Annotated in this window: 12 protein-coding genes and 1 tRNA gene; 8 read left to right on the forward strand and 5 right to left on the reverse strand. The window is 45.3% G+C overall.

The window, feature by feature from the left end; genetic code table 11:
- The first annotated feature begins 77 nt into the window (after positions 1-77).
- Together LFX17_RS04645 and LFX17_RS04650 are read left to right on the forward strand one after the other, a co-directional pair.
- A complete protein-coding gene (locus LFX17_RS04645; RefSeq protein ID WP_238729255.1) occupies positions 78-1,364 on the forward strand; it encodes an MBOAT family O-acyltransferase in 1,287 nt (428 codons plus the stop codon).
- A 9-nt stretch (positions 1,365-1,373) separates the two neighbouring features.
- The gene (locus LFX17_RS04650) at positions 1,374-2,495 is read left to right on the forward strand and encodes a DUF1574 family protein (protein WP_238729256.1); all 1,122 of its coding nucleotides are present in this window, start codon (positions 1,374-1,376) and stop codon (positions 2,493-2,495) included.
- Positions 2,496-2,500: 5 nt separating this feature from the next.
- Here LFX17_RS04650 and LFX17_RS04655 read toward each other — a convergent pair.
- A tRNA-Arg gene (locus LFX17_RS04655) sits at positions 2,501-2,572 on the reverse strand.
- 128 nt (positions 2,573-2,700) lie between these two features.
- Between LFX17_RS04655 and LFX17_RS04660 the strand changes: the two genes are divergently transcribed.
- Positions 2,701-3,087, forward strand: coding sequence for an LIC10421/LIC12816 family protein (locus tag LFX17_RS04660; RefSeq protein WP_238729257.1), 387 nt, complete (start codon positions 2,701-2,703; stop codon positions 3,085-3,087).
- A gap of 16 nt (positions 3,088-3,103) precedes the next feature.
- Here LFX17_RS04660 and tmk read toward each other — a convergent pair whose 3' ends face one another.
- A complete protein-coding gene (gene tmk / locus LFX17_RS04665; protein WP_238745327.1) occupies positions 3,104-3,712 on the reverse strand; it encodes a dTMP kinase in 609 nt (202 codons plus the stop codon).
- 107 nt (positions 3,713-3,819) lie between these two features.
- Here tmk and LFX17_RS04670 point away from each other — a divergent pair, with 107 nt between their 5' ends.
- The 5 genes from LFX17_RS04670 to LFX17_RS04690 all read left to right on the forward strand — a co-directional run bounded on the left by LFX17_RS04670 (position 3,820) and on the right by LFX17_RS04690 (position 8,646).
- Positions 3,820-4,476, forward strand: coding sequence for a trypsin-like peptidase domain-containing protein (locus LFX17_RS04670; RefSeq protein ID WP_406600660.1), 657 nt, complete (start codon positions 3,820-3,822; stop codon positions 4,474-4,476).
- Between the two features lie 222 nt (positions 4,477-4,698).
- Positions 4,699-5,865 carry a S1C family serine protease gene (locus tag LFX17_RS04675; protein WP_238729260.1) on the forward strand — a complete coding sequence of 389 codons (1,167 nt, stop codon included), beginning with the start codon at positions 4,699-4,701 and terminating at the stop codon, positions 5,863-5,865.
- Positions 5,866-6,891 (forward strand): Holliday junction branch migration DNA helicase RuvB, encoded by a 1,026-nt coding sequence (gene ruvB / locus LFX17_RS04680; protein WP_238729261.1) that lies wholly within the window; start codon positions 5,866-5,868, stop codon positions 6,889-6,891.
- Positions 6,866-7,780, forward strand: coding sequence for an energy transducer TonB (locus tag LFX17_RS04685; protein WP_238729262.1), 915 nt, complete (start codon positions 6,866-6,868; stop codon positions 7,778-7,780). The genes ruvB and LFX17_RS04685 overlap by 26 nt, the downstream gene beginning before the upstream one ends.
- A 98-nt stretch (positions 7,781-7,878) precedes the next feature.
- Positions 7,879-8,646 carry a hypothetical protein gene (locus LFX17_RS04690; protein WP_238745332.1) on the forward strand — a complete coding sequence of 256 codons (768 nt, stop codon included), beginning with the start codon at positions 7,879-7,881 and terminating at the stop codon, positions 8,644-8,646.
- Between the two features lie 188 nt (positions 8,647-8,834).
- On the opposite strand, the gene LFX17_RS04695 is transcribed toward LFX17_RS04690, so the two are convergent.
- The 3 genes from LFX17_RS04695 to LFX17_RS04705 are packed head-to-tail and all read right to left on the reverse strand — an operon-like array spanning position 8,835 to position 11,786.
- The gene (locus LFX17_RS04695) at positions 8,835-10,685 is read right to left on the reverse strand and encodes a sensor histidine kinase (protein WP_238745334.1); all 1,851 of its coding nucleotides are present in this window, start codon (positions 10,683-10,685) and stop codon (positions 8,835-8,837) included.
- An 8-nt stretch (positions 10,686-10,693) separates the two neighbouring features.
- Positions 10,694-11,398 carry a response regulator gene (locus LFX17_RS04700; RefSeq protein WP_238745343.1) on the reverse strand — a complete coding sequence of 235 codons (705 nt, stop codon included), beginning with the start codon at positions 11,396-11,398 and terminating at the stop codon, positions 10,694-10,696.
- Positions 11,399-11,444: 46 nt separating this feature from the next.
- Positions 11,445-11,786 (reverse strand): LIC12806 family lipoprotein, encoded by a 342-nt coding sequence (locus tag LFX17_RS04705; RefSeq protein ID WP_406600696.1) that lies wholly within the window; start codon positions 11,784-11,786, stop codon positions 11,445-11,447.
- Between the last annotated feature and the right edge of the window lie 31 nt (positions 11,787-11,817).

Below are 11,817 nucleotides of genomic sequence, written 5' to 3' on the forward strand. Positions count from 1 at the left end.
TTTTCTTTCTGTGTCTTCATTTGATATATTGGTATTCCAACGATTCGGCAAGGAGAAGATCACTTTTAATCGGATCCATGATCTTTTACGGATATTGGAGTCCGATCTTTTTACTTCACTTTGTGGGGATCGTTTCTCTCAATTATTGGGTTTACTACAAATACAAAGGCCGGTATTCGAAATCTCTCATTACTTCCATTCTTATTTTAAATTTTTTGAATTTAATCGTTTTCAAGTATTTTTATTTTTTTTCCAATATAACCTTCGATCTCTTTTCTTTCGACATGGCAGCTTTACTAAAAAACGGCCTTGGAATCAAGACGATCGTGCTTCCTCTTGCGATCAGTTTTTATACGTTTCAAATCCTCGCATTCCAAATCGATGAATATAAAGGAAAGGTTACGGAAGAAGTTTCTTTTGAGAACTTTCTTTTATTTATTCTTTTCTTTCCTCAATTGGTCGCCGGGCCGATCATGCGTCACGATCATTTTTTGCTTCAGATAAACAAGAAACGCAGGTTTTCGGAATTGGCGAATAATTCCGGTATGATTTTGATTCTGTTAGGAGTGGCAAAGAAGGTAATCATAGCGGATAACATTTCGCCGGTGATCGATCCGCTTTTTCAAAATCCCTCCGAATTCAACGCAATGAGTAGCATCTTGGCGATTTACGGATTCGCGATTCAAATCTATTGCGACTTTGCCGGCTATACAGATATCGCACGCGGGTTATCTCTTCTTCTTGGGATCAATATTCCTGCAAATTTCAGAGCTCCTTACTTAGCTTCTTCTTTCAGCGATTTTTGGCGGCGTTGGCATATCACTTTATCCACTTGGTTACGGGATTACTTATACATTCCGCTCGGAGGAAATCGCGTAGGAAACGTAAAAACGTATGTCAATCTGATGCTTACCATGGTTTTGGGAGGACTTTGGCACGGAGCGAATTATACGTTCTTAATTTGGGGAGGCCTTCACGGTCTCTATCTGATCATCGAAAGGAGATTCTTTTCGGAAAGAATCCAAAAACTTTCTTTGATTCCGAAAATTCTTTATTCGGTATTTGTTTTTCATTTGGTTTGTTTCGCATGGATCTTTTTCCGTTCCGATAGCGTGGCAAAAGCGATCGCCATCATTCGGAATTTATTTTCGACGGGTGGAGCGGAATTGCCGGGCATCCACTCTCTTACTAATTTTTTCGTATTAGCGATTTTATTGCACGTGTATGAGTATCTTCCACATTTCCGAAAAGCATTGAAATTTAAAAAAAGGAAAGTTCTGATACCCGCTTTAGGTATGTTGGTGGCGGTAGTCGCGGTAACTTTGTCTTCGAAATCGGTTCCATTTATTTATTTCCAATTTTAACGGACATCTATGAGAAAGTATAAGATTCAGTTTTTATTCCTTTTATTTTTCGCTTTCGATAAGATCGTCATGATCCCCGCGGTGAGACATTCGATTACGAGCGCTCTTCCCGGAAATCCTTATGTGGAAACGCTCGAGGATCTCGAGCCTAAACATCTGGATTCCAAAAGCGGACGGAAGACGCTTTGGAATTTCGGAACTTCGCGATCCTTCGGTTTTTATTCAATGCCCGTTGAAAAAAACACGGCGGTGGATCCTTTTTTAAATTCCGAACAGAAAAAACTACTCGGCGAGTACGATGTTTTCGCTTTTGCGACAGTCGGTTCCAATCCTTCTATATATTTTACGAGATTTTCTCAACTGTTGGATCGAGGATATACGCCTGATTTGGTAACGATCGAATTGTCTTCGTTTTCCTTTAACACGAATAGCCGGTACACGCAAAGCGCCATCGTAGAAGGAATTCCGCTTTTATTCACTTTCGCACATTTCGAGGAACTTCCCGGAAAGATCATATACGACATTTGGGTTTCAAGACTCTTTGCTAGTTATCGTTACAAACTCTCCTTGTCCACTATGAAGAAGAAATTGTTTGGAAAGGATCAGGAGAATCCTCTGTTAAAACAATTCGGAGGATTAACGACGGAAGCCTTTATGAACACGATTGAGGAAGCCAGAAAGGAAAAAATAGATCGGGTTTACACGGAGAAGGATTTTAACGATTTTCCCGAAAATTTTCAGTTCGCGAATGAAGCCGAACGTTATGTTCGTTATGATCTTGCTTCCAAGGTTCTTGATAAAGAGTTTTACTCGAATTACTCGTTCAATGAGGATATGATATTATTCTTACGAAACATGATCATTAAGGCGAAATCAAAAAACATTCCCGTCGTTCTTTGGATTCCACGGGCTCATCCCGAGTTGCATAAGGTATATCAAAAATACGATTTAGATCGAGTTTTTAGCGATCGAATCAATGTGATCGCTTCGGAATACAATGTTCCTCTTGTGAACTTGGACAAAAAGAATTCTACGGAATGTAAATACTTCCAGGACATTAGTCACGCTTCTCTACGATGTTTCGATGAGATTATCGCTAAGGTCGCCGCGGCAAATTCATCGAATCAGTAGCGCAATGTACCTACCGGGACTCGAACCCGGACCCCAGGCTCCGGAGGCCTGTACTCTATCCGTTGAGCTATAGGTACGCTTACAAGTGAGTCTTTTGGAGAGGGCCGGGCTGTCAAATGCAAATCGGCCGGAGGAACGATCGAAAGGAAAGTCCTTGAAAAACGAATCGGAGCTGAAATCCTATTCCTAAAAGATAGAGGTAGAGATGAAGGTCGAAATTCTGAATCAATGGGAAGGATTTTCCCTGCGAAAGGTAGTTGCCGTTTTTATATTCGTTCTCGTATGCGGGTTGGTTTCTCCGGCGTTTGCGGTAAGCGAGGAGGAAGAAGAGCGTCTTCTCGAAAAAGCCCTTTTAGAGAGCGCGGTAACTCCCGGTCAAAAGCAAGCGATCGCGAATTATCTGAGAGCGACTGCGACCGCAAAACGAGCCAGAGCGAGCGAACTCAGAGAGTTGGCAAAACTTTCCCGCGGCGAAAAATTTCTCCAGGCGCGCGTACGTAAGGAAAAACTTTTCAAAATGGCCGATTCGTTGGATCGCCAAGCGGAACGCCACGAGGCCGCCCTCAAAGAATTTCAGATCGAAAGCCACTAGATTCAAAAAATCGAATTTAGTTTTCGATTCGTTTTAAGAGAATCGAAAGACATTCCTGCGCGATCTCGTCCGGTCCCCGTTCTCCGTCGATGCGGATCGCTTCCTTAGGAAGAATTCTCTCGTAAGCCGCGTGAATTTTTTTCAATTGGGCGAGGGTTTCAAAACGTTCCTTGTCCTCTTTTCTACGGCTCAATCTTTCCAGCGCGGTCGCGGGATTCAAATCCAGATAAAAAAGAAGGTCCGGCGTTCGAAAGTTTCGGTTTAAATTTTTGGTAAGAATGGCTTCGGGAGATAAGTCGTCTCCGCTTTGATAGGCGGCGGTGGAATACATGTAGCGATCCAGCAGAACGTTCTTTCCGGATTGTAAAGAAGGAAGGATGTTTTGTTTCAATGATTCTTCCCTGTCGTTTAGGAACGCTTCGATCTGTTCTTCTCTTCCGAGTTCGATTTCGCCGCGCAGGAATTTTCGAAGAAACTTTCCCGTTTCCAAGTTTGTCGGTTCGGTGAAACCTACGGAAGGAATTCCTCTTTCAACGAGTTTTTCGGTCAATGATTTGCAAAGTGTGGATTTTCCGCTTCCGTCGATTCCTTCAAAAACAACGAACACAGGTTTTTCGATCTTCATTCTAAGGTTTCCCGTTCAATTCTTGACAAAGAAGAATTTCTAAGAAATCGTTCTTCTACTACATGGATTCTTTTCGAAAGGGAGAATCCAACGAAAAAAAATCCTCTATGAAACATATATTTTCAATTCTGAAACTTCTTTCCCTCGTCGTCGTTCTCGGCGTGCTATTGGACTTTTGTTCCTCTGCCGCGGCGACGCAGGTTCAAACGCAGACACAATCTTCGAACGGTCTTGAAGATCCCGAACGGGAATTGGAACGCGAGTTCGACGATCTTCCTGCCGACGGTAAAACCTCCAAACATACCAAAAACGGAATTCGTGTGCATCATATCTTCGAAGAAGTATATCCGACTTCTTCGCCGAGTGTCGTTTCGATCTTTACCGAAAAGACGGTCAAGTCCTCCGCGATTCACCACAAGGGCGGCCATCTTTCCGAAAAGATTTTAGTGATGCTCGGAAGCGGAATCGTCTACAACAAACAAGGTTATATTCTTACCAACGCACACGTCATCAAATCGCACGATCATCTCGTGGTTCGTGTGAAAACGGGCAAGTCTTACGAAGCGATCGTCATCGGTCAGGATAAACGAATCGATTTAGCGATTTTGCAAGTGACTCCGGACGAAGACATCGTTCCCGTCGAGAAGCTGGATTACTACACGCATCAAAGAGGCGAAGCCGCGATCCAAAAATACATCAACGCGAAGATTCAGATCCGCAAAAACCGGGAAGCCGCGAAAAATAAGAATCGTACTTCCGCTTAGTAGTTTCTCTCGTGCGATGGCTCGCCCAAAAATTGGAAACTCTTTCCGGGGATTTTCGGTCTAAGCGGTAAAGACGGGAGAATTCTTCCTCTCGTCCCAATCCAATTTCGAATCCGAATGTGTACCGAAGGCCTTGCTTCCAAATCCAACTTGACAGTCAACGAAGCGGACCGATTCTTTCAGGTACCGAGCGGAAAATCATTTTCAAAGGGATAGAATTCAATGAAAAATATGGAAAAACTGAAGTATGTTGCGGTCGTAAGCATTTCACTTCTACTCGGGGCATTCTTATCTCCTGTGATGTTTTGTGGAACGGGCCAAAGTAGTCCGTTGTTTCTCAACGCAAAAGGCGACAAGGAACCGAGTCCGGCTACGCGTCAAGCGATCACGATTCAGCAAGCCTTCGAAGAAGTGTATCAAACCGCTTCTCCCAGCGTAGTCTCCATCGCCACCGAGAGAACACAGAACGTTCCCGTTCATCCCGGGCCGTTCGGAGATCCTTTCTTTGACCAATTTTTCGGAAGAGGTCAAGGCGGAGGGGGAAGAGTGATGAAACAAAAACAAACCGGTCTCGGTTCCGGAATCATCCTCAACACACAGGGTTATATTCTCACCAACGAACACGTGGTTCGTTCCATGGATAAACTTACCGTTCGTTTAAAAACGGGAAAGACGTATAACGCGGAACTTGTGGGTTCCGATGCGGTGATCGACCTCGCACTTTTAAAAATCAAACCGGACGGAGAACTCGTTCCGATCGAACTCGGCGATTCTTCCGCCGTGAAAGTAGGGGACTGGGCGATCGCGATCGGAGCTCCTCTCGGTTACGAACAATCTTTAACGGCGGGAATCGTGAGCGCCGTGGGTAGAACGGGAATCGACAACAGCGGAGTTCATTATCTGCAAACGGACGCTTCCATCAACCAGGGAAATTCCGGCGGACCTCTTCTAGACATCAACGGTCGCGTCATCGGGATCAATCGTATGATCGCTTCGCAAAGCGGCGGTTCGGTGGGAATCGGTTTTGCAATTCCGATTAACGAAGCTAAGGCGATTATGGAGGAATTGAAAACCACCGGCAAGGTCAAACGCCCCGCGCAGGCTTGGCTCGGCGTCGGCGTCGATTATCTCCACGAAGAAGACGCAAAGCAGTTGAAAATTTCCGGCGGAGCGGTCGTTGTACAGATCATGAACGATTCTCCGGCGGATCGGGCCGGGATTCAGTTGATGGATATCATCACCGAAATTTCCGGAGTGAAGATCAATTCTCCCGAAGAAGTGGTCAGCACGGTGAAGAAGAGCAAGGTGGGAGATCGGATCAACATCACGATCATTCGTCAAGGAAACGTTTCCAGACTTTCGATCCAGCTCAAGGAAAGACCGAACTGATTGTCAAAATCCCATACGCTCAATCCGGAAGAAGAATTTGAAGAAGAGTCGGGCTTACGTCCTTCTCTTCTTTCCGAATTTATAGGCCAGAAAGAAGTCCTCGAAAATCTTAGCATTTATGTGCAAGCGGCCAAGAACCGCAGACGCGCGCTGGATCACGTTTTGATTTCCGGTCCTCCCGGTCTCGGGAAGACGACTCTTGCGGGAATTGTTTCCAACGAACTCGGAACCAGACTTACCGTAACATCCGCTCCCGTCATCACCAAAGGAGCGGACTTGGCCCGTCTTCTTACGAGTATGGGCGAGAATGAAATCCTATTCATAGACGAGATTCATACGCTTCATAAAAAACTCGAAGAGATTCTCTATCCCGCAATGGAGAATTACATGATCGATCTCGTGATCGGCGAAGGCGTTACTGCGCAAACCGTTCAAATTCCTTTGAAACCGTTTACGCTCATAGGCGCTACCACCCGCAGCGGTCTGATCAGCGAACCTCTCAAAAGCCGTTTCGGAATTCAACTTCGTCTCGATTATTACGGCGACGAAGAGATGAAGGAAATCGTTCTGCGTTCCTCGAAAATTCTCGGAGTGAAGATCGAAGACGATGCCGCCCTTGAAATCGGAAAACGTTCCCGAAAAACTCCGCGGATCGCAAACCATCTTTTAAAAAGAATCCGCGACTTCAGCGAAGTGGAAGGCAATCCCGCGGTGAAAAAGGAGCTTTGTCTCAAAGCCTTTGAAAAGATGGGGATTGACGACCTGGGACTGGATGCTATGGATAGACAGATCCTCGGATGTATGATCGATCGTTATAAAGGCGGCCCTGTCGGCTTAAAGGCGATCGCGGTCGTCGTGGGCGAGGAAGAGAAGACGATCGAAGACACCTATGAATCCTTTATGGTCCGCATCGGTCTCATCAATAGAACTCCCGCCGGTCGTGTTGCGACCGAAAAGGCGTACAGACAGCTGAAGCGATTGGAAGAATTTTCCGGAAACCATGGACAAGACCCGACTTTATTCTGAATATTCCGGAATTCCCGAAGACGACAAGAGGCTGATTTACGCGTCCTTTCTCGTTCTTGCGCTCGCGTCTTTTTTTACCGCACATCTACTTACACGCAACATGCTCTGGAAAATTCTCGGCAGCGAACCCATGGTCAAAATGGAAAGCAACGAGGAAAAGGAAAAGATCTACGAGGTTCTTTTGGAACAGGACTTTGTGGATAAGAATATCAAGGACGAGTACAAGGCGCTTTCCAACGTGGACGCCGCGGGCGCCGGCGGGATTACGAAGAAGGAAGGATTTCATTCCGCAAGTCCGTTCCGCGAATTCATCATGGGAAGTATGGCTAGGAGACCTTCCGAGGCTCAGAAGCAGGAAGCCAAAGAGAAGAACGACGAAAAGGCTTTCGAAGTCGGCATCTACAAAATCGATCCGGTTCAAACAACGACCACCGAGGAAACGAAACAAAGCTCGCAAACCTACGGAAGAATGACGAAGATCCCGTTCAACTATCGATTCGAACAGGACTTCTTGTTTCGTTGGGACGGGAACCAAGCCTTATCGATTCCGAGAAAAAAACTCGCGGGTTACGAATACTTCAAACGGATGTTGAAACAAATCGAAGGAAGTTTCGCTCCTCCCGGCGGAGGAAATTTCGCATATCGCGATATGGCCGGAACCGTGGTGCGCGAAGGTATTCTTCCGGGACAAGTCAAAGTCCTTTTTATGTTAAACGACGGCGGTCAGGTTTTGGATACGAAACTCGTTTCCGGTCAGGGTCAGGACGTCGTAAACCAAGCGTGTTTGGATTCGATCCGCGGTCAGAATTTCGGAAAGGTTCCGGATGAAGTGAAGGCGCAAGGGATGATCTTCGGAATCAACTTCATCTTTCCGATGATGCGGCGTTAGTCGATCATGGATTTTGTTCGTAAATTTCAAATTTTTGAATATTCCACATCTATAGAGTTTCCGTTTATACACCTTTAAAAAGGAAATCCAAATCGAACATGGATCCGGTCAAAAAAGCGATTTACGAAAGGGAAAAACTGAAACGATCGGAACGCGCCGATCTTTTGCGGGAAAAATCCAGGACCGAAAGAGCGGAACGAATGAAACGATCGTTCGCGTCCTTTTTCGAATCCGTTGCGGGAACTTCGTTGTGGATCGGACTCAAACGCTATTTCCGATTTTTTCTCGCGGATTTCTGGATTGTAAATTACAGTTTTATAATATTTTTGCTTTTATTCTCTCTTCCCACCTTTTACGTCCTTTGTTTGGTTCCCGATTTTTTCGAATCGCCGACGGTGAAAACTTTGGCCGTGATTCCGCCCGTAGTTCTTTGTATCGAATGGTTTCGGAAGCTTCTTTTCGATCGAACACTTAAAAAACTTACGATTCCCGTAAACGGATATCGAGACATTTGGGAACATCCCGAACTGGGATTTTACAACTGGTTCGTATTGGAGCTGAACGTCGCAAGTGATCGAAATCAAGAAGCGATTGCGGCGCTTTTGGAATCCTTTACGATACGCGCTAAAAAACTCTTTTATACGCACGATTGGGATATCAATGAGCCGCGCACGTTTTGGAAACATTCCGCAAATATTGCGAACGGTAGCGCGAATTCACGCGTCGTTCTATTGCTGCTTCGGGATTTGCTCGTGAAACTCGATCGATTGCATCGTTTTGAACCTTCGATCCGATCCGTGAATATTACGATTCTATCCGGTCCGATCGAAGTCGAAGCGCGGGTCAATCAATCCAATTCGGATTGATAAACGAATTCAAATATTCTAATTCGTATATCAATTCGGAATCGTCGAATCTTTTGTTTTCGAGCGGAAATCGCTTCAAACGTATCATCTGGATGAATCTTTCCAAGGACTTGAACGGGTTGATCCTCGATCGAAAAAAAGATCGCACGAAAGAATAGGATTGATTGAAAAAGAAAGAACCGAATCGTTCATGAAAGAATCGGAATATACAGAACGAATAGATTTTCGCCGTTCTTGAAAAGAAAATCATAATGAGCGTTTAGTTTTTCCGCCCGCATTCGAATACTGCTCATTCCGATTCCGGAAGGTTCCTCCGCGTTGATTTCGAATTTCTTTCCGTCGTCGATCACTTTTAGAGCGAGATGATTCCCTTCCTGATTCCAGCCGATTCTAATATTCTTCGCATCTGAATGTCGCAGAATATTGGACATGATTTCCAGAAAGATCTTTTGGACGTGCAGACATTGATCGAGATGAATCGAATCGGAAACATCCTCGATTTCCGTTTGGACCTGGATGGTTCCCGTGCCTCCTATTCTTTCTCCGTATCTCCTGAATACGTCCTCTACTAGTTCTTTGTTGCTTCCGTGATGATGCATCAAAAACACGATGTCCCGTACGTTGGAGATCAAATGGCCGACTTCCGTTTTCAACTTCTTCAGAGTGGAATCGTTTTTGTCCTTCGATTCCAGCTCGAAAAGAATCGCGGTCAGCTCCGAGCCGATCGAATCGTGGATATCCGATGCGATCCGCGTTCTTTCCTGAGCCTGTAATTTTAGTTGTTCGTTGTATTTGATCTGAAGCGCGGCGAATTCTTTCGCTCTTTCCAAATCCTCCGCGAACTTCGAGGAGATGATATAGGAATTTAATGCGACAAAGGTGATAAGCCCTAAGGGGAAGCTATAGGGAAATAAAACATAGACTTCGTATAAACCGTAGAACACGTCGTTCATCATGGTGAAAGCCAGAACACACCCGGTTAAAAGAATCGACTTGGACATCGGCTCTTTCGCCCGATAAGCTTTGACCGTTCCGACGATCAATACGACTCCGTACAAAGGGGGAGTATACATAAACAAGGAATATAAGGTTACTAGGTTGCGTTCGTTTAAAAAGAAAATTCCGAGAAAGAATAAGGCGCTGGTTCCGATCGCGATTCGAAACCATTTTAGATCGAACTGGGCCGGAAACATCTTTCGAAGCATGCTATAAAACGCGGGAAAAAAAGCGGCTTCGCAAAAAAATTCGATTCGAATTCGCAGATCGAGAGATAGATTCGGGATCGCCATATATTGAATTCCGGAAGTGATAAAGGAATAGCCCGAAACCAAAAAGCAAAACGCCGCGAAATAAAGAGGAACAAGATCTTTACGATACGATAAAAAGAAAACTACGTGATAAATTCCGAATGAAAAGATGAGGATGATCAAAACGATTTCCATCCATTCTTCCTTTCGTTCCTCGGAGTCGATCGTGTGTGCGCCGCCGATTTGAAACGATTTCCGGATTCCTCCTTTGAGATGATTCCCTTTGAAGTTGGAAACCACGACCGTGATCGTAAAATCTCCCGAAGGAACGTCGGCGGTCGTAAGGAACGGATGCGCGACAAAAACCGTATCCAGCGGATCGACTCCGGTAAATCCGTTGGAATAAACCTTATGATCGTCGATGTAAACGTCGTAGACTCCGGGAAGTCTCGGAATACGGATTTTTAGATTCGGATTCTTAAAATCGCATAACACACGCAGACGATAGGAGGCGTATCCTTCGAGAGTGAAATGGCGATCGTATTCCCTCCAAATTCCGGGAACGGGAAAATACGAAGGTTCTTTTGCGATCGGTTGTTTTCCGTGCGCCAGTTCTTTCCAGTAGAATTCCCAGTTTCCGTTTAGAGAGGCGGTGTTTTCGGTCAGATCGAAATTGCGAAGATCGATAACTCCTTTGTCCGCCGAAGGTCTTTCCTTGGACGAAACGGTCGGAGAACAGGAAGCCGTTATCAAACAATAGATTAGAATAATGGAATAAAATAGAATTCTCATATTCTTTCTTACGGATATCCGGGAACGTCCCGGATGATTCCCATTCTTCTGCCGCGGATGATCGCCTCGGATCTGGAATGGACTTCCATCTTTTTGTAGATTTTTTCGATATGTCTGCTGACCGTATGGCTGGAAATATCCAATTCCTCCGCGATATCCGGAAAGGTCATGCCGAGCGCGACTAAGTTGAGAATCTGCATTTCCCGTTCTGTCAATCCGAGAGTATTGGCGATCGGAGGATTTTTGGTTTCTTCTTTTTTCGAAAATTCGCGGATGATCTTATCCGCGATCCTGGGAGTCAGAGGCGCTCCTCCGAGTATGATGACTTTGAGTTCCGCAAGAAACAATTCGGGAGAAGTGTCCTTCAGAAGATAACCGGACGCGCCGGCTCGGATCGCTTCCACGATCTTTTCCTCGTCCTCGAACACCGTGAAGATCACATATTTCGTGTTAGGTGTTTTTTCCTTGAGTTCATGAAGACATTCGAGTCCGTTTTTTCCGGGAAGTCCGATGTCTAAGATGACGATGTCCGGGGCTTCTTGCGGTAAAAATTCGATCGCCTTTTGGGAATTGGGATAGTGTTTGAGAAATTCAAAATCGGAGGACTTGGATAGGAGTTCTTGGAGATTGAGAGCGGTGTGCCGATTGTCCTCGATGATGGAAACTAAATAAGAGGATTTCCTTTCTTTCGGCGATTCCGGAGCGGCGACCATCCATCTGATTCTTCACATCCGTTCGATCCGGTAAATTATTTTTCTGTTACCGAAAGAATTCGTTCCATTCTTCTTTTGCTTTTTCCCATCTGCGTTTGCGATCCTCTTTGTCTTTGATCTTCAGATACAATCGAGGTTCTTTTTCCGGAAAGGTGATTCGTACCCTGTGTTCGTGAAGCACTTCCACGAGAACGGTTTGTTTGTTCTCGATTTCGATCGAATAATTGACGACGCTTTTCATCTTCATCGGAACGAAACCTTGACCTAAGTTGCCGATTCCTTTTCGAAAATCCAGTTCCACACATTCGACCGGTTTATGCCAGGTGTCGCAAAATCTTCCTTCGGGAGGAGGAACCGGTTTAAGTCCGCATGAAGCCGAAAAGATCATGAGAAACGAAGAAGACGCGATCGCGGCGTAT

The sequence above is a fragment of the Leptospira sanjuanensis genome (genome assembly GCF_022267375.1).
Classification (GTDB): domain Bacteria; phylum Spirochaetota; class Leptospiria; order Leptospirales; family Leptospiraceae; genus Leptospira; species Leptospira sanjuanensis.